Consider the following 16,212-nt stretch of genomic DNA (forward strand, 5'->3'; position numbering starts at 1 on the left):
CGTGAACAGGACCGTGATCGACGTGAAGGTCGGCATCCCCCGCGAGGTCAAGAACAACGAGTTCCGCGTGGCCATCACCCCCGCCGGCGTGCACGAGCTCGTCCGAGGCGGCCACGAGGTGTTCGTCGAGCAGGACGCCGGCCTCGGCTCGTCCATCCCGAACGAGGAGTACGTCTCCGCCGGTGCGACCATCCTCCCCACCGCCGACGAGGTGTGGGCCGTCGCCGACCTGGTGCTGAAGGTCAAGGAGCCGATCGCGGAGGAGTACCACCGGCTCCGCAAGGACCAGACCCTCTTCACCTACCTGCACCTGGCCGCGTCCCGCGAGTGCACCGACGCGCTGCTGGAGTCCGGCACCACCGCGATCGCGTACGAGACCGTCGAGCTCGCCAACCGCCAGCTGCCGCTGCTCGCCCCGATGTCCGAGGTGGCCGGCCGGCTCGCCCCGCAGGTCGGCGCGTACCACCTGATGCGCTCGGCCGGCGGTCGCGGCGTGCTCCCCGGCGGCGTCCCGGGCGTGGCCCCGGCCAAGGCCGTCGTCATCGGCGGCGGTGTCTCCGGCTGGAACGCCGCGCAGATCGCCGTCGGCATGGGCTTCCACGTCACCCTGCTCGACCGGGACATCAACAAGCTGCGCGAGGCCGACAAGATCTTCGGCACCAGGGTGCAGACCATCGTCTCCAACGCCTTCGAGCTGGAGAAGGCGGTCCTCGACGCCGACCTCGTCATCGGCGCGGTCCTGATCCCGGGCGCCAAGGCCCCCAAGCTCGTCACCAACGAGCTGGTCTCCCGGATGAAGCCGGGCTCGGTGCTCGTCGACATCGCCATCGACCAGGGCGGCTGCTTCGAGGACTCCCGTCCCACCACGCACGCCGACCCGACCTTCACGGTGCACAACTCGGTCTTCTACTGCGTCGCCAACATGCCGGGCGCGGTGCCGAACACCTCCACCTACGCGCTGACCAACGCGACGCTGCCCTACATCGTCGAACTGGCCAACCGCGGCTGGCGCGAGGCGCTGCGCCGTGACGCCGCGCTCGCCAAGGGCCTCAACACCCATGAGGGCCAGGTCGTCTACGGCCCGGTCGCCGAGGCGCACGGCCTGGACACGGTGGACCTCGCCGCCGTTCTCGGCTGACGGCCGCCTCGTCGATTGATCGATTTTCCGCGTCGGCGTCAACTTGTCGCCAATCCGGTACGCACGGCCGGGTCTTGAGTCCCAAGACCCGGCCGTTCGCGTGGAACCATACTGTTTTGCCGATTCGTCCCCCCGCGAAACATCCCCGGCGTCGTCGTTACACCCTTGACAGCGAGACGTTCGGTTGCCGACACATCGTGCCGTGTCCGGTGGATTGTGTTGCTGTGAACCACCGACACGCCATAGAGTCGCCAACCGTCGGCATGCTGCAACGCTGACCTATTGAGAAGTTTCCTGGTCACCAAGGAGGTAAGACGACTTGTGAATGAGTCGACATTTGCTCCCGGGGGTGGTCAGCCAGGAATGACCGTGCAGACCGACGGTTCCGCACGACTCGGACCGGTGGCCTCCGTGGCCGTCCGGACCTTCGAGGCGCGCAGGGCCGGCACAGACAACGAGACGCGTTACGCGAACCCCATGGCGCAATACGAAGAAGAGCTGCAGGACGGTCAGTTCTACGACCCCGACGCGGAGTACGAACCCGACCCCGAGTACGCGGCCACCCTCGCGCCCGACGCGGCGCGCCAGCGCCGCGAGCGCGTCGGTCCCACCGGCCGCCCGTTGCCGTACTTCCCCATCCCCGGCCCGCTGACGGACCACGGCCCGGCGAAGATCATCGCGATGTGCAACCAGAAGGGCGGCGTCGGCAAGACGACGTCCACCATCAACCTGGGTGCCGCGCTCGCCGAGTACGGCCGCCGCGTCCTCCTGGTCGACTTCGACCCGCAGGGCGCCCTCTCGGTCGGACTCGGCGTCAACCCGATGGAACTGGACGTCACCGTCTACAACTTGCTGATGGAGCGCGGGCTCTCGGCCGACGAGGTGCTGCTGAAGACCGCGGTGCCCGGCATGGACCTGCTTCCCAGCAACATCGACCTGTCGGCCGCGGAAGTCCAGTTGGTCAGCGAGGTGGCCCGCGAGTCCTCGCTGCAGCGGGCGTTGAAGCCGCTGCTGCCCGACTACGACTACGTCATCATCGACTGCCAGCCGTCGCTCGGCCTGCTGACCGTCAACGCCCTGACGGCGGCCCACCAGGTGATAGTGCCGCTGGAGTGCGAGTTCTTCGCGCTGCGCGGTGTCGCCCTGCTGACCGAGACCATCGAGAAGGTCAGGGAACGGCTCAACCCCGAGCTGGAGCTGGACGGCATCCTCGCCACGATGTACGACTCGCGCACGGTACACAGCCGCGAGGTGCTGGCGCGTGTCGTCGAGGCCTTCGACGACCACGTCTTCCACACCGTCATCGGACGGACCGTCCGCTTCCCGGAGACCACGGTCGCCGGTGAGCCGATCACCACCTACGCCTCCAACTCGGTGGGTGCCGCCGCCTATCGCCAGCTCGCCAGGGAGGTGCTCGCCCGGTGTCACGCCGAGTGAGTCTCCCGGGGGCCGACGAACTGTTCCGTACGACAGGGGGGCGCGGGCTCCAGACGCCGCGGCAGCACGCCAACGGCGAGACTCCCGGCGCGGGCCCGGGCGGCGGCCCGGGCACCGACCCCGGAGCCCCCGGCGAACGCCCGCTGCGGCCCGTGCCGGCCCCCGCCGAGGAGCCGGCGCCGGAGGAGGCGCCCGTCCGCGAGTCCGCGGCGCCCTCCGAGGCGGCCGAGCACGGCGGACGGGACACCGGCGCCGACCCCGGCGCCTCGCCGTCCCCCGCGGCCCGCTCCGTCCCCGAACAGGCGGGTCCGCCCGTGCGGCGCGGCCCGCAGGCCCCCGGAACGGGCTCCGCAGGCCCCCAGGCGGCCCCGCAGCCGCCGCAGCCCCCGCAACCGCGCCGCAAGTCCGGACGGGCCCCCAGGCGGCCCAGCGGGCGCGAGCGCCACGACGAGAAGATCACCGTCTACGTCTCCGCCGAGGAGCTCATGGACCTCGAGCACGCCCGCCTCGTCCTGCGCGGGGAGCACGGGCTCGCCGTGGACCGCGGGCGGATCGTCCGCGAGGCGGTCGCGGTGGTCCTGGCCGACCTCGAGTCCCGCGGCGACGCGAGCATCCTCGTACGCCGCCTGCGCGGCCGCTGACGCGATCCGCGCGATACGGTGCCGTCCTCCGCACGGCCCCGTCAGCACCATCTGGACCCCCATGCCCCCCGACGACACCGCAAACCCGCAGCGCTCCCGCCGCCTCCTCGGCCGCGGCCCCGGCGCGAGCCCCGCGCCGCCCCCGGCCGACGAGGGCGTGGAGGGACCGGGTGCGAGCGACGCGGTGGGTGAGTTCGGCCACACCGCGCCCGCCGCCGAAGCCGTGGCGCAGGCCGCCCCGGAGCCCGAGGGGCGACTGCTCGTCGCGGACCCGCCGCCCGCACCGCAGGCGGTGGACGACGACGGGGCCGCTCCCGTGCCCGAGACGCAGCCCGCCGACGAGCCGGGCAGCGAGGACGCCGCCGCCGCGAACGACGGCCGGTTCACCGTCCGGCTGGCGAACTTCGAAGGCCCCTTCGACCTGCTGCTCCAGCTGATCTCCAAGCACAAGCTCGACGTCACCGAGGTCGCCCTGTCCAAGGTGACGGACGAGTTCATGGCCCACATCCGCGCCATGGGACCGGACTGGGACCTGGACCAGACCACGGAGTTCCTGGTCGTCGCGGCGACGCTGCTGGACCTGAAGGCCGCGCGCCTGCTGCCCGCCGCCGAGGTGGAGGACGAGGAGGACCTCGCCCTGCTGGAGGCCCGGGACCTGCTCTTCGCCCGCCTGCTCCAGTACCGCGCGTACAAGCAGATCGCCGCGATCTTCGCCGAGCGCCTGGAGGCCGAGGCGCTGCACCACCCCCGCACCGTGGGGCTGGAGCCGCAGCACGCAGAGCTGCTGCCCGAGGTGGTGCTGAGCATCGGGCCGGAGCGCTTCGCACAGCTCGCCGTCAAGGCGATGCAGCCGAAACCGAAGCCCCAGGTGTACGTGGACCACATCCACGCGCCGCTGGTGAGCGTCCGAGAGCAGGCAGAGCACGTCATCGCGATGCTGCGCGAACGCGGCGAGGCGAGCTTCCGGGAGCTCACCTTCGACGCCCCCGACACCCTGACGGTCGTGGCACGCTTCCTGGCCCTGCTGGAGCTGTACCGGGAGAAGGCGGTCGCGCTCGACCAGGAGGAGGCCCTCGGTACGCTCCAGGTCCGCTGGACGGGCGGCGCCGGGGCGCCGGACCAGCCGCTGGTCACCGACGAATTCGACCAGGTGCCCGCCGCCGGGAAGGACGGGAAGGATGGCTGACGTGACGGAGGTGACCGGAGTGACCGAGGTGGCATCCGAGGCGTCCGAGACGGTCGAGGGGACCGCGCGGGCGGCGGAGGGCGCGCCCGCGGGGCTGCTCTCCGTGGCGGAGCTGGAGCTGCGCCCCGCCCTGGAGGCCGTCCTGATGGTCGTGGACGAGCCCGTCACCGAGGAGACCCTGTCGAAGGTGCTGGAGCGCCCGCGCCGGGAGATCGCCACCGCCCTCCACGACCTGGCGCAGGAGTACGCCGCCCAGGGCCGCGGCTTCGACCTGCGCCTGATCGCGGGCGGCTGGCGCTTCTACACCCGGCCCGCCTACGCCGCGGCCGTCGAGAAGTTCGTCCTGGACGGCCAGCAGGCCCGCCTCACCCAGGCAGCGCTGGAGACCCTGGCGGTCGTCGCGTACCGGCAGCCGGTCAGCCGGTCCCGGGTCTCCGCGGTGCGCGGAGTCAACTGTGACGGCGTGATGCGCACCCTCCTCCAGCGGGGTCTGGTGGAAGAGTGTGGGACGGAAGCCGAGACAGGTGCGATCCTGTACAGGACGACGAACTACTTCCTGGAGCGGATGGGCCTGCGCGGCCTGGACGAGCTGCCCGAGCTCGCCCCGTTCCTCCCGGAGGCGGACGCCGTCGAGGCGGACTCCCTGGAGGGCGTCCCCTCATTCGACCCGGACTCGACGACGGATAGTTGATGCGAAGCAGTAGCGGCAGCGGCAGGAACAGTGGCGGCAACCGGAATCCCCGGGGTGCCGATGGGGGCAGCTCCCGGTCGAGGACCGGGGGACAGCGCGACGACCAGCAGAAGCGCGCGGGCCGGCCCCGTCCGGAGGAGCGCCGTTACGACGTCGGCGGCGGCTCCGGCGGCTCCGGCGGGCCCGGCGGAGCGGGCGGTGGCGCCAGGCGCGGCACCGGCGGGAAGCCGGGCGGCGCGTCCGGCAAGCCCCGCAAGTCCGCCCCCGCACGCCCCCGCGAGCTGGACGCCCAGATCGAGGAGCGCAACCGGGAGCGGCACAGCAAGCCCAAGCTGAACCTGCCCAAGACCTTCCCCGGGGCCGAGCAGGAGGGCGAGCGCCTGCAGAAGGTGCTGGCCCGGGCGGGCATGGGCTCGCGCCGCGCGTGCGAGGAGCTGATCGAGCAGCGCCGTGTCGAGGTGAACGGCAAGATCGTCACCGAGCAGGGCCTGCGCGTGGACCCCGACAAGGACGAGGTGCGCGTCGACGGACTGACCGTCGCCACGCAGTCGTACCTGTTCTTCGCCCTGAACAAGCCGGCAGGCGTCGTCTCCACGATGGAGGACCCCGAGGGCCGCCAGTGCCTCGGCGACTACGTCACCAACCGCGAGACCCGGCTCTTCCACGTGGGGCGGCTGGACACCGAGACCGAGGGCATCATCCTGCTCACCAACCACGGCGAGCTGGCCCACCGTCTCACCCACCCCCGCTACGGCGTGCAGAAGACGTACCTCGCCGCGATCAACGGTGTGCTGCCGCGCGACATCGGCAAGCAGCTGAAGAACGGCATCCAGCTCGAGGACGGCTACGCACGCGCCGACAGCTTCCGCGTCGTGCAGCAGACGGGCAAGAACTACCTGGTCGAGGTCACCCTGCACGAGGGCCGCAAGCACATCGTGCGGCGCATGCTGGCCGAGGCGGGCTTCCCGGTCGACAAGCTGGTCCGCACCAGCTTCGGCCCGATCGCGCTCGGCGACCAGAAGTCGGGCTGGCTGCGGCGGCTCACCAACACCGAGGTGGGCATGCTCATGCGCGAGGTCGACCTCTGAGCCGTCCGGTCCCCGCCGGTACGGGTCCGCTACGCGTCCCGTACCGGACCGGCTCGGGTCGGCTCCGCGGAGGGTGTCCCGAGCGGGCTGCCGACGGATAAGGACTTTCCCGGAGGCCGCCGTTCCGGGAAGGATGGCGCAATGACCATCCACGCCGAACGCCTGCGCGGGGCCGGGCTGCCCGAACTCACCCCGGCCCTCGCCCAGCGGGGACAACCGTTGCTGTTCGCCACCGTCTCCGGTGCGCACCTGTACGGCTTCCCGTCCCGTGACTCGGACGTGGACCTGCGCGGCGTCCACCTCCTCCCGCTGGCCGACCTGATCGGGCTGCGGGAGGGCGAGGAGACCCAGACCCGCATGTGGGAGCAGGACGGCCTCGAGCTCGACCTGGTCACCCACGACCTGCTGAAGTTCGCCCGGCTCATGCTGCGGCGCAACGGCTATGTCCTGGAGCAGCTGCTGTCCCCGCTCGTGGTGCACACCAGCGGCGTCCACGCCCAACTCGTCGACCTGGCGCCCGGCGTCATCACCGGCCACCACGCCCACCACTACCGGGGTTTCGCCCGGACGCAGTGGGAGCTGTACGAGAAGACCGGTGAACTCAAGCCGCTGCTCTACACCTTCAGGGTGCTGCTGACCGGCATCCACCTGATGCGCACCGGCACCGTCGAGGCGCACCTGCCGACACTGCTGGAGCACGTCACCGCCCCGGGGTACGTCCGCGAACTCATCCACGAGAAGGCGGTCGCCGAGCACGGTCTCGCCATGGACCTCGACCCGCGCCGCGTCCGCGCCGACGTCGAGGCCCTCCACGAGGTCCTGGACGACGCGCAGCGCGACACCCGGCTGCCCGGCGAGCCGACGGCCTACGACACCCTCCACGACCTGGTCGTCCGCACCCGGGTGGCCGCCGCGTGAGCCCCGCCGTGACCGGGCGCCGCGCGGCCTCGGGGGCGATGGCGGGCCTGGCGATCGGTGACGCGCTCGGCTTCCCCACGGAGTTCAACGACATCCCGTCGATCCTCGCCAAGTGCGGCCCGTGGCGGGAGATGGAACTGCCCCGCCCGGCCTTCGTCACCGACGACACGCAGATGACCCTCGCCCTCGCGCGTGGGCTGCGCACGGCGACGGAGCGCGGCCCCCTCACGCCGTCCCGGCTCGCCCGCCCGGTGCGCGAGGAGTACGTCGGCTGGTACCACTCGCCCGACAACAACCGCGCCCCCGGCCGCACCTGCCTGGTCGCCTGCGAGAAGCTGGACCACCCGGACCGGCCCTGGCAGGAGGCCAGCCAGACCGGCTCCAAGGGCTGCGGCGCGAACATGCGGGTCGCCCCGGTCGGACTCGTCCCCGGGCTGCGCCCCGACGAACGGGCGGGGGCGGCGCAGTTGCAGTCCGCGCTCACCCACGGCCACCCCACGGCGCTCGCGGCCTCCGACCTCACCGCGCACGCCGTGCACCTGCTCGCGCAGGGCGCGGCCCCGGCGGAACTGACCGGCCTGCTGCGCGGCTACGCGGCGGAGCAGCGCGACACGTACCACGAGTGGTGGCTCGGGGACCTGTGGCTGCGTGCCCACGACCACGGCCCGGTGTCCTTCGTCCGCCGCGGCTGGGACGAGTGCCTCGGGGTGCTCGACCGCCTCGACGCGGCGCTGGCGGCCCCGGACCGGGAGGCCGACCCGTGCCTGGCCACCGGCGCCGGATGGATCGCCGAGGAGGCGCTGGCGACCGGCCTGCTGTGCTTCCTGCTCTTCCCGGACGAGCCCGTCACCGCGGTCCGCCGGGCGGCGTGCTCCTCCGGGGACTCCGACTCCATCGCCTGCCTGGCGGGCGCCTTCGCCGGCGCGCACCACGGCCTGGCGGCCTGGCCGGACGCCTGGGTGGAGCGGCTCGAGCACCGCGACGAACTACTCGCCCTCGGTGCCCTCTGGGACGGCGACGGCGGCTGACGCCCGCCGGACCCGGAACAGGAAGTCCTCGACGCGGGCCCGGTCCGGCTCGTCCGGGAGGGGGCTGCGCGGGGCGGCGGCGTCGGCCTCCTCGCGCAGCCGGAGCATCCAGGACTCCGTCTCCGCCCAGCCGGCCTCGCCCCGCTTGACCGCCAGCAGCCGCTCGCGGTGGTCGCCGACCTCGATGCGCAGTTCGCCGCTGCGGAGCAGGTCGCGGGAGCTGATCAGCAGGCGCAGCAGGTGCATGGCGTGCTTCCAGCGGGGCGCGCCGTGCGTGCGGACGTCGGCCTCCAGCTTCCGCAGCTGGCCGGTGGCGTAGCGCGCGAAGCTCTCGTGGACGTGCCGGGACAGGAAGGCGCCGCGCAGGGCGAGGAGCTCCTTCCCGGTGTCGTCCACGTGCTCGACGAGCGGGGAGTGGAGGCACTCCAGGATGTTGGGGTTGGCGCGCAGCGCCAGCTCGCAGAACCGCTCCAGTTCCCAGGAGAACTGCTCGTGCTCCGGGCCGTCCACGTGCCGGGGCGGCTTGTCGAAGCGCCAGAAGAGCGGGGTGGGCGCGACGTACACCCCGCGGCGATCGATGTCGCTGCCGTCCGTGGCCAGCCCGAAGGCGCGCGAGCCCATCACACAGGCGTAGACGGTGTGCCGGCGTACGAGGTCGTGGTCGCGCATGGACCGGGATCGTACGGGCTACACGAGGAAGATCTCGCCGTCTTTTTCGGTGATCTCCTCGGGGGGAAGCGGCTTCTTGGCCGGTCCGTGGGCCACCGAGGCGTCGGTGATGCGGAACTTGCTGCCGTGGCAAGGGCAGTTGATGGTGCCGTCGGAGACGCTGTTCACCAGGCAGCCCTGATGGGTGCAGACGGCGGAGAAGGCCTTGAACTCGCCGGCCTTGGGCTGGGTCACCACGACCTTCTTGTCCGTGATCACCGTGCCGCCGCCCACCGGCACGTCGGCGGCCTTCACCAGCACCTCGCCCTGCGGGGGCGGCGACGCCGTGGCCGACGCCGTCGCCGGCGCGGAGGCGGGCTCCGAGGCCGGTGGCGCCGAGGTCGCCGCGGCCTGCGGCGCGCTCTGCTCGCCGTACTTGCTGCATCCCGCGAGCGCCGCCGTGGACAGCAGCACCATGCGTCGCTTCATGTCGTCACCCCGACCGTTCGGAAGAACCACAACGCTGACGTGAGCCACAGCACCGTCAACGCCGTGAAGACCAGCCCGCCGACGACCGGCAGCAGCCGGTCCGGCAGTCGCTCGGCCCGCAGCAGCAGCATCTTTGCCGTGAATGCCCCGAAAAAGAAGCACCCGAGCAGCGAGTGCCACATCACGCGGCTGCTGTACGTCTGATAGCCCAACGCGTACAGGCAGTGCACGGCGACCGGGACGCTCAGCAGGAACGCGACGCGGCCCGACCAGCGGTGCAGCCCGCTGCTCCAGGAGGGGGCGCGGACGCCCGGCACCTTGCCGTACATCACCAGCGCCGAGGCGATCTGCACCAGGGCGAAGGCGAGGGCGGCCGTGGCGAGCCAGGACTTGACCGCGCCCGTGCTGGAGAAGCCGGCGAGGTTGAAGGCGGTGCCGGCCGGGTCGTGCACCCTGCCGTACGCGCCGAGGGCGACGGCGACCGCCGCGGCGGCGAGCGCGGGGACGAGGAACACGGCCGCCCGCGGCCCGGGGCGGGGCGGCGGTGCCGGGAAGGACGTGGTGGCGGCGTTCGGGTCCACGTTCATGGGGCGCTCCTGCTCCTGCCTGCGGGCGGACGGTCAGGGGATCGGCCGTGCGGTGAGCTGCGTGCCGTCGACGGTCACGGCACCGGTGGCGGGGTCGATGGCCGGGGCGGCCGACGGTTCGCCGTCGCGTGAGACGATCCCCACCTGCTTGCCGTTCGGCAGCACGATCCAGCCGCCGACGACCCGCGCGCCGCGTACCGAGGCCGTCGCCCGGTACAGACCGGACGGCTTGACCGCGCGCTGCGCCGTGAAGGGCTGCTCCAGCCCCGTCAGCCGCACCTCGCCGGTGACGCGCCCGCCCTCCAGGGTGCCCTCCAGCAGGGCGCCGCGGTCACCGGTCAGGCGCATGCCGCCGTCGTCCCCGACGTCGCCGCGCAGCCAGGCCTCCTTGGCGCGCCCGTCGCAGACGTACGCGACGGCCTTGCCGTCGTCGCGCAGCGCGATCGCGACGCTCGCCGCGCCGTCGCCGGTGCGGCCCGCGTAGTCGGCGTCGGGGCGTGGGGCGGTGGTCGTGGCCGTGCCGGAGGGGGCGGGCGACCGCGGCGCCGGGGGAGCCGAGGAGGGGGGCGCGGAGGGAGCCGCCGAGGACGGCGGGGCGCCCCCCTTCGCGTCCGCCGCCGGCGGTTCCGTCGTCGCGTTGAGCGACAGCATGATCAGAGCGAGTACCAGCCCCGCGAGGAGCGTGTGGAGCGGTCCGGAACGCTGCATGTCCGTCTCCCCCGAGGCCGCACGGTCGGGTCACCATCGAACCGGACGGCCGCCCCGCCGTCCAGGGGCGTGTCGGGACGAAGCGGCGCTTACGACCACACCGCCAGCGCCACCGCGCGGCCCTCCGCGTCCCGCTGCACCTCCAGCATCCCGACCACCGCGCTGCGGTTGACCCGCCCGTACACGTGCGGGAAGCGCGTCTCCTGCGGTACCCCCGGCGGCGGCACCGGATCGGCGTCCTCCCACAGCACACGGGCCTCCAGGGCCTCCTCGTCGATCAGCAGCACCATCAGCGGGCCCGGGGTGCCCCGGTAGAAGGCGTCGGCGACCGCGAGCGCCACCGCCTCGTCGGGCGCGCAGTGCACGAACCCGTCCTCGGCGAGCGACGAGGGCGCGTACGGACGGTCCGGGTCGCGCAGCCAGTCGTCCAGCGGAACCAGGTGGAAGATCATGCTTCATGGTGTACCGCAGCACCTCCCGCGTCTCGCAGGGCGGGCGTGTCCGCCGCTCCCCGTCCACCGCGACTACGCTGACCAGGTACGTGCGCGCAGCAACACAGGGAGCGATGACGTGGCGGTACGAGCGGTCCGCGGAGCCGTCCAGCTGGAGCGGGACGAGGCGGAGCACATGCACGGGCAGGTCGCCGAGCTGCTCACCGCCATCCTGGAACGCAACGGCATCGCGGTGGACGACCTGATCAGCGTCTGGTTCACCGCCACCCCGGACCTCCACAGCGACTTCCCGGCGGTCGCCGCGCGCAAGCTCGGCATCACCGACGTGCCGCTGATCTGCGCGCAGGAACTCGACGTCGCCGGTGCCATGCCCCGGGTCGTGCGGATCCTCGCCCACGTGGAGTCCGGCCTGTCCAAGGGCGAGATCTCCCACGTCTACCTCGGCGCCGCGGCCGCCCTCCGCAAGGACATCGCCCAGTGAGGACCGCCCTCGTCATCGGCACCGGCCTCATCGGCACCTCCGCCGCCCTCGCGCTCGCCTCGCGCGGCGTCGAGGTCCACCTGGAGGACCACGACCCCTCCATGGTGCGCACGGCCGCCGCGCTCGGCGCGGGCACCGACGAGCCCCCGTCCGGCAGGGTCGACCTCGCGATCGTCGCCGTGCCGCCGGCCCACGTCGCCGCGACCGTCGCCGAGGCCCAGCGGCGTGGGCTCGCCCGCGGCTACCTCGACGTCGCCAGTGTGAAGTCCGGGCCGCGCCGCGACCTGGAGGCGCTCGGCTGCGACCTGACCTCGTACATCGGCACCCACCCCATGTCCGGCCGCGAGCGCTCGGGCCCGCTGGCCGCGACCGCCGACCTCTTCGAGGGCCGCCCCTGGGTGCTCACCCCGACCCCGGTCACCGAGACCGAGGTGCTCAACCTCGCCCTGGAGCTGGTCGCCCTCTGCCGCGCCGTCCCGGTCGTCATGGACGCCGAGGCCCACGACCGCGCCGTCGCCCTCGTCTCGCACACCCCGCAGCTCGTCTCCAGCATGGTCGCGGCGCGCCTGCAGCACGCCGAGGACAGCGCGGTGCGCCTGTGCGGCCAGGGCATCCGCGACGTCACCCGGGTCGCCGGCTCCCAGCCCGGCATGTGGATCGACATCCTCTCCGCCAACCCCGGTCCGGTCGCCGACGTCCTCGCCGACCTCGCCGCCGACCTGACGGAGACCGTCGAGTCCCTGCGGGCCCTGCAGTCCGCGGACGACGCCAAGCGCCGCGACGGCGCCGCCGGTATCGAGGACCTCCTGCGCCGCGGCAACGCCGGCCGGGCCAAGGTCCCCGGCAAGCACGGCTCCGCCCCCAAGGCGTACGACGTCGTCGCCGTCCTCATCGGCGACCAGCCCGGGGAGCTCGCGAGGCTGTTCGCGGAGGCCGGGGCGGCGGGGGTCAACATCGAGGATGTGCGGATCGAGCATTCGACGGGGCAGCAGGCGGGTCTGGCGCAGCTGATGGTGGAGCCGGCCGCGGCGGCGCGGTTGTCGGCGTCGTTGCGGGAGCGCGGCTGGTCGCTGCGCGCCTGAGCGGGTCGGCGGACGGAGCCCGGCGCGGCCGTGCGAAGCCCGGTAGGCACCCTCGGGGCCGAGCGGTGCGAAGGCGGCGTCTGGGATCGGGTCCAGCCCGGGGAGCTCGCGAGGCTGTCCGCGGAGGCGCTCGCGGCGGGTGCGGCGGGGGCCGGGGAATTCGTGGTACGGAGCCGAATGGGTGGGCCGGTAACCTTGTGGGGATGGCATTGCGCCAGCCGTGTACCTGCTCCACGCACAAGGAAGGTCCCCCGACTGTGTCGAATCCGGTGATCGTCGCGATCGACGGCCCCTCGGGCACTGGCAAGTCCAGCACTTCGAAGGCGGTCGCGGCCAAGCTCGGCCTGAGCTACCTGGACACCGGCGCGCAGTACCGGGCGATGACCTGGTGGATGCTGAGCAACGGCGTCGACGTGAACGACGCGGCCGCCGTGGCGACCGCCGCCGAGAAGCCGGTGATCCTCTCCGGGGCCGACCCGGCTGCACCCACGATCACGGTGGACGGTGTGGACGCCTCCGGCCCCATCCGCACCCAGGAGGTCACCGCGGCCGTCAGCGCCGTCAGCGCGGTGCCGGAGGTGCGCACCCGTCTGGTCGGGCTGCAGCGCGACGCGGCCGCCGGCGCGCCGGGCGGCATCGTCGTCGAAGGCCGGGACATCGGCACCACCGTGCTGCCCGACGCCACCGTCAAGATCTTCCTCACCGCCTCCGCGGAGGCCCGCGCCGCCCGCCGCGGAGGCGAGCTGAAGGCCACCGGCAGCGCCCAGGTCGACCTGGCGGCGACCCGCGAGGCCCTGGTGCGGCGTGACGCGGCCGACTCCGGCCGCAAGACCTCCCCGCTGGCGAAGGCGGACGACGCCATAGAGGTCGACACCAGCGAGCTCACCCTCGACCAGGTCATCGAGTGCGTCGTCACCCTGATCGAGGAGAAGCGGGCCGCTTCGTGAGGGACACATCCGCGGTTCCGGGGCCGAAGGGCGTGGCGGTCGGCCGCCGCCTCGGCATCGGGATCATCAACAGCCTCTGGCGCCCCCGGGTGCTCGGGGGCTGGCGCCTGCCCGCCACGGGGCCGGTGATCCTGGCCGTGAACCACTCGCACTACGTGGACGGGCCGGTGCTCATGGGCACCTGCCCGCGCCCGGTGCACTTCCTGATCAAGAAGGAGGCCTTCATCGGGCCGCTGGACCCGTTCCTGCGAGGGATCGGCCAGCTCCCGGTGGACCGCCACAGCACCGACCGCACCGCGGTGACCGGCGCGCTCGGCGTGCTGGAGCGCGGCGGGGTCCTCGGGATCTTCCCCGAGGGCACCCGGGGCGAGGGCGACTTCGCCGACCTGCGGGCGGGCCTGGCCTACTTCGCGGTGCGTTCCGGCGCGCCCATAGTGCCGGTCGCGGTCCTCGGCACGTCCCGGCCGGGACGGCTGATCCGCGGCCTGCCGCCGGTGCGCGGCCGGGTCGACGTCGTCTTCGGCGACCCCTTCGACGCCGGTGACGGGTCCGGGCGCCGTACCCGTACGGCACTGGACGCCGCCACCGTGCGCATCCAGAAGCACCTGACCGGCCACCTCGAGTACGCCCGGCGTACCTCGGGCCGCGCCTCCTAGCGCCGGCCTGACCCACACTGGGGCGTGCAAGCCCCCGCACATTTGACGATCGACGGAGAAGCTTTCATGGACATCGAGAACGAGTACGGCGAAGTCGGCGCGCTCGACGACGCCGATTACGCCGAGTTCATGGAGCTCGCCGCCGAGGAGGGGTTCGACCTCGACGAGGTCGCGGGCGACCTCGCGGCGGCGGGCCACGGCCCGCTGCCGGTCCTCGCGGTCGTCGGCCGCCCGAACGTCGGCAAGTCGACCCTGGTGAACCGGATCATCGGCCGCCGTGAGGCGGTCGTCGAGGACCGCCCCGGCGTCACCCGTGACCGCGTCACCTACGAGGCCGACTGGAACGGCCGCCGCTTCAAGGTCGTCGACACCGGCGGCTGGGAGCAGGACGTGCTCGGCATCGACGCGTCCGTCGCCGCGCAGGCCGAGTTCGCGATCGAGGCCGCCGACGCCGTGGTCTTCGTGGTCGACGCCAAGGTCGGTTCCACGGACACCGACGAGGCCGTGGTCAAGCTGCTCCGCAGGGCCGGCAAGCCGGTCGTGCTGTGCGCCAACAAGGTCGACGGGCCTTCGGGCGAGGCGGACGCCGCCATGCTGTGGAACCTCGGCCTCGGCGAGCCCTACCCGGTCTCGTCGCTGCACGGCCGCGGTACGGGCGACCTGCTGGACGCGGTGCTGGAGGCGCTCCCCGAGGCGCCGATGCAGTCCTTCGGCAACGCCGTCGGCGGCCCCCGCCGGGTGGCGCTCATCGGCCGCCCGAACGTCGGCAAGTCCTCGCTGCTGAACAAGGTGGCCGGTGAGGAGCGCGTCGTCGTCAACGAGATGGCCGGCACGACCCGCGACCCGGTCGACGAGCTCATCGAGCTCGGCGGCAAGACCTGGAAGTTCGTGGACACCGCGGGCATCCGCCGCCGCGTCCATCTCCAGGAGGGCGCGGACTACTACGCCTCGCTGCGCACCGCGGCCGCCCTGGAGAAGGCGGAGGTCGCCGTCGTCCTGATCGACGCCGGCGAGTCCCTCGCCGAGCAGGACACCCGCATCATCTCGCTGGCCGTCGAGGCGGGCCGGGCCCTCGTCATCGCCTACAACAAGTGGGACGTGCTGGACGAGGAGCGGCGCTACTACCTCGAGCGCGAGATCGAGAAGGACCTCGTGCAGATCCAGTGGGCGCCCCGGGTGAACGTCTCCGCCCGTACCGGCCGCCACATGGAGAAGCTCGTCCCGGCCATCGAGACCGCGCTGGCGGGCTGGGAGACCCGGGTCCCCACCGGCCGCCTCAACGCCTTCCTGGGCGAGCTCGTCGCCGCCCACCCCCACCCGATCCGTGGCGGCAAGCAGCCCCGCATCCTCTTCGGCACCCAGGCCGGCACCAAGCCCCCGCGCTTCGTGCTCTTCGCCTCCGGCTTCCTGGAGGCCGGCTACCGCCGCTTCATCGAGCGCCGGTTGCGTGAGGAGTTCGGGTTCGAGGGGACGCCGATCCAGGTGTCGGTGCGGGTCCGGGAGAAGCGCGGACGCAAGAAGTAGCCCCTGCGCGGGCAGGTCGCGTGCAGCCGCTCGTCCGGTCGTCCCCGCGGGGGCGGCCGGGCGGGCGGTTTTTCGTGGGGTACGGGGGCGCTTCCCGGAGAGTCGCGGCAGCGGGCCGCGGCCGCGCGAAGTGGCCCTGCCGGGGCCGGACATGGCGCCGCCCGCCGGGTCGCCTCCACGGGGCGATCGGGCGGGCGGTTCGTCGTGCGGGGCGGGTCAGAGTCCGCCGTGCATGCGGTTCTCGGCGAGGCCCGGCGGGAGGGCGGGGAGGTCGCCGCGATGGCGGCCCGCGACGCGGTAGGGGGAGTTGGCGCCACCGCGGTCGGCGAAACCGTTGAACTGCAGGTCCTCCTCGCCGGTACGGTCGCCGGGAAGGGTGCGGAAGAGCCTGCGGTACTCCGAGTAGAGCGCGTCGTAGATCGGCGTGCCCTCACTCACGGACGCATCCTGCGCGGTGCGCATGGGGGGAATGGGGCTTCGGTACTGGGCTCGTGAGGAAGCGTCAAAGGTG

19 protein-coding genes are annotated in these 16,212 nt (G+C 73.0%); 13 read left to right on the forward strand and 6 right to left on the reverse strand.

The annotated features are described in order from the left end of the window. The first annotated feature begins 22 nt into the window (after window positions 1-22). The 8 genes from ald to OIE69_RS30475 all read left to right on the forward strand — a co-directional run bounded on the left by ald (window position 23) and on the right by OIE69_RS30475 (window position 8,127). Entirely contained in the window at window positions 23-1,138 is a 1,116-nt protein-coding gene (gene ald, locus OIE69_RS30440; protein WP_326581458.1) for an alanine dehydrogenase, read from the forward strand. 363 nt (window positions 1,139-1,501) lie between these two features. Next, window positions 1,502-2,575 carry a ParA family protein gene (locus tag OIE69_RS30445; protein ID WP_018558909.1) on the forward strand — a complete coding sequence of 358 codons (1,074 nt, stop codon included), beginning with the start codon at window positions 1,502-1,504 and terminating at the stop codon, window positions 2,573-2,575. Continuing rightward, window positions 2,560-3,216, forward strand: a complete 657-nt coding sequence (locus tag OIE69_RS30450; protein ID WP_326577212.1) for a hypothetical protein — start codon at window positions 2,560-2,562, stop codon at window positions 3,214-3,216. The genes OIE69_RS30445 and OIE69_RS30450 overlap by 16 nt, the downstream gene beginning before the upstream one ends. A gap of 61 nt (window positions 3,217-3,277) precedes the next feature. After that, window positions 3,278-4,402, forward strand: a complete 1,125-nt coding sequence (locus OIE69_RS30455) for a segregation and condensation protein A (protein ID WP_326577214.1) — start codon at window positions 3,278-3,280, stop codon at window positions 4,400-4,402. Continuing rightward, window positions 4,395-5,093: an SMC-Scp complex subunit ScpB gene (scpB, locus tag OIE69_RS30460; protein WP_326577215.1), complete on the forward strand. Its 699-nt coding sequence runs from the start codon at window positions 4,395-4,397 to the stop codon at window positions 5,091-5,093. The genes OIE69_RS30455 and scpB overlap by 8 nt, the downstream gene beginning before the upstream one ends. Continuing rightward, the gene (locus OIE69_RS30465) at window positions 5,093-6,181 is read left to right on the forward strand and encodes a pseudouridine synthase (RefSeq protein WP_326577216.1); all 1,089 of its coding nucleotides are present in this window, start codon (window positions 5,093-5,095) and stop codon (window positions 6,179-6,181) included. Before scpB ends, OIE69_RS30465 begins: the two co-directional genes overlap by 1 nt. Window positions 6,182-6,322: 141 nt before the next feature. Next, window positions 6,323-7,099 (forward strand): nucleotidyltransferase domain-containing protein, encoded by a 777-nt coding sequence (locus OIE69_RS30470; RefSeq protein WP_326577218.1) that lies wholly within the window; start codon window positions 6,323-6,325, stop codon window positions 7,097-7,099. A 38-nt stretch (window positions 7,100-7,137) separates the two neighbouring features. After that, on the forward strand, window positions 7,138-8,127 hold the full coding sequence (locus OIE69_RS30475; RefSeq protein WP_326581459.1) for an ADP-ribosylglycohydrolase family protein: 990 nt from the start codon (window positions 7,138-7,140) through the stop codon (window positions 8,125-8,127). On the opposite strand, the gene OIE69_RS30480 is transcribed toward OIE69_RS30475, so the two are convergent. From OIE69_RS30480 to OIE69_RS30500, 5 genes are all read right to left on the reverse strand, one after another. Continuing rightward, complete coding sequence (locus OIE69_RS30480) at window positions 8,086-8,796, reverse strand: nucleotidyltransferase domain-containing protein (RefSeq protein WP_326577220.1); 711 nt, start codon at window positions 8,794-8,796, stop codon at window positions 8,086-8,088. The genes OIE69_RS30475 and OIE69_RS30480 overlap by 42 nt on opposite strands. Window positions 8,797-8,814: 18 nt before the next feature. After that, a complete protein-coding gene (locus OIE69_RS30485; RefSeq protein WP_326577222.1) occupies window positions 8,815-9,264 on the reverse strand; it encodes a Rieske (2Fe-2S) protein in 450 nt (149 codons plus the stop codon). Further along, entirely contained in the window at window positions 9,261-9,851 is a 591-nt protein-coding gene (locus tag OIE69_RS30490) for a DUF6529 family protein (RefSeq protein ID WP_326577224.1), read from the reverse strand. The genes OIE69_RS30485 and OIE69_RS30490 overlap by 4 nt, the downstream gene beginning before the upstream one ends. Window positions 9,852-9,884: 33 nt before the next feature. After that, complete coding sequence (locus OIE69_RS30495) at window positions 9,885-10,559, reverse strand: hypothetical protein (RefSeq protein ID WP_326577226.1); 675 nt, start codon at window positions 10,557-10,559, stop codon at window positions 9,885-9,887. 89 nt (window positions 10,560-10,648) lie between these two features. After that, window positions 10,649-11,011, reverse strand: coding sequence for a DUF952 domain-containing protein (locus OIE69_RS30500; RefSeq protein WP_089226263.1), 363 nt, complete (start codon window positions 11,009-11,011; stop codon window positions 10,649-10,651). A 118-nt stretch (window positions 11,012-11,129) separates the two neighbouring features. Between OIE69_RS30500 and aroH the strand changes: the two genes are divergently transcribed. The 5 genes from aroH to der all read left to right on the forward strand — a co-directional run bounded on the left by aroH (window position 11,130) and on the right by der (window position 15,701). Then, window positions 11,130-11,492, forward strand: a complete 363-nt coding sequence (gene aroH / locus OIE69_RS30505) for a chorismate mutase (RefSeq protein WP_326577229.1) — start codon at window positions 11,130-11,132, stop codon at window positions 11,490-11,492. Further along, window positions 11,489-12,574 (forward strand): prephenate dehydrogenase, encoded by a 1,086-nt coding sequence (locus OIE69_RS30510; protein ID WP_326577231.1) that lies wholly within the window; start codon window positions 11,489-11,491, stop codon window positions 12,572-12,574. The genes aroH and OIE69_RS30510 overlap by 4 nt, the downstream gene beginning before the upstream one ends. A 203-nt stretch (window positions 12,575-12,777) precedes the next feature. Beyond that, window positions 12,778-13,521 carry a (d)CMP kinase gene (gene cmk, locus OIE69_RS30515; RefSeq protein ID WP_392567585.1) on the forward strand — a complete coding sequence of 248 codons (744 nt, stop codon included), beginning with the start codon at window positions 12,778-12,780 and terminating at the stop codon, window positions 13,519-13,521. Further along, the gene (locus tag OIE69_RS30520; protein ID WP_326577235.1) at window positions 13,518-14,177 is read left to right on the forward strand and encodes a lysophospholipid acyltransferase family protein; all 660 of its coding nucleotides are present in this window, start codon (window positions 13,518-13,520) and stop codon (window positions 14,175-14,177) included. Before cmk ends, OIE69_RS30520 begins: the two co-directional genes overlap by 4 nt. Before the next feature lie 66 nt (window positions 14,178-14,243). Continuing rightward, window positions 14,244-15,701, forward strand: a complete 1,458-nt coding sequence (gene der / locus OIE69_RS30525; protein WP_326577237.1) for a ribosome biogenesis GTPase Der — start codon at window positions 14,244-14,246, stop codon at window positions 15,699-15,701. A gap of 216 nt (window positions 15,702-15,917) precedes the next feature. Here der and OIE69_RS30530 read toward each other — a convergent pair whose 3' ends face one another. Further along, window positions 15,918-16,139 carry a hypothetical protein gene (locus OIE69_RS30530; RefSeq protein WP_326577239.1) on the reverse strand — a complete coding sequence of 74 codons (222 nt, stop codon included), beginning with the start codon at window positions 16,137-16,139 and terminating at the stop codon, window positions 15,918-15,920. Window positions 16,140-16,212: the final 73 nt, after the last annotated feature.

This window comes from Actinacidiphila glaucinigra, assembly GCF_035918135.1.
GTDB classification, from domain to species: domain Bacteria; phylum Actinomycetota; class Actinomycetes; order Streptomycetales; family Streptomycetaceae; genus Actinacidiphila; species Actinacidiphila glaucinigra.

Excerpts from the sequence above, each read along its gene's own strand:
- OIE69_RS30445 (WP_018558909.1), top strand. The coding sequence starts at position 1,502 with ATGACCGTGCAGACCGACGGTTCCGCACGACTCGGACCGGTGGCCTCC.
- OIE69_RS30455 (WP_326577214.1), top strand. The coding sequence starts at position 3,278 with ATGCCCCCCGACGACACCGCAAACCCGCAGCGCTCCCGCCGCCTCCTC.
- scpB (WP_326577215.1), top strand. The coding sequence starts at position 4,395 with ATGGCTGACGTGACGGAGGTGACCGGAGTGACCGAGGTGGCATCCGAG.
- OIE69_RS30500 (WP_089226263.1), bottom strand. The coding sequence starts at position 11,011 with ATGATCTTCCACCTGGTTCCGCTGGACGACTGGCTGCGCGACCCGGAC.
- OIE69_RS30480 (WP_326577220.1), bottom strand. The coding sequence starts at position 8,796 with ATGCGCGACCACGACCTCGTACGCCGGCACACCGTCTACGCCTGTGTG.
- OIE69_RS30490 (WP_326577224.1), bottom strand. The coding sequence starts at position 9,851 with ATGAACGTGGACCCGAACGCCGCCACCACGTCCTTCCCGGCACCGCCG.
- OIE69_RS30495 (WP_326577226.1), bottom strand. The coding sequence starts at position 10,559 with ATGCAGCGTTCCGGACCGCTCCACACGCTCCTCGCGGGGCTGGTACTC.
- OIE69_RS30475 (WP_326581459.1), top strand. The coding sequence starts at position 7,138 with ATGGCGGGCCTGGCGATCGGTGACGCGCTCGGCTTCCCCACGGAGTTC.
- OIE69_RS30470 (WP_326577218.1), top strand. The coding sequence starts at position 6,323 with ATGACCATCCACGCCGAACGCCTGCGCGGGGCCGGGCTGCCCGAACTC.
- der (WP_326577237.1), top strand. The coding sequence starts at position 14,244 with ATGGACATCGAGAACGAGTACGGCGAAGTCGGCGCGCTCGACGACGCC.
- cmk (WP_392567585.1), top strand. The coding sequence starts at position 12,778 with ATGGCATTGCGCCAGCCGTGTACCTGCTCCACGCACAAGGAAGGTCCC.
- OIE69_RS30485 (WP_326577222.1), bottom strand. The coding sequence starts at position 9,264 with ATGAAGCGACGCATGGTGCTGCTGTCCACGGCGGCGCTCGCGGGATGC.
- OIE69_RS30465 (WP_326577216.1), top strand. The coding sequence starts at position 5,093 with ATGCGAAGCAGTAGCGGCAGCGGCAGGAACAGTGGCGGCAACCGGAAT.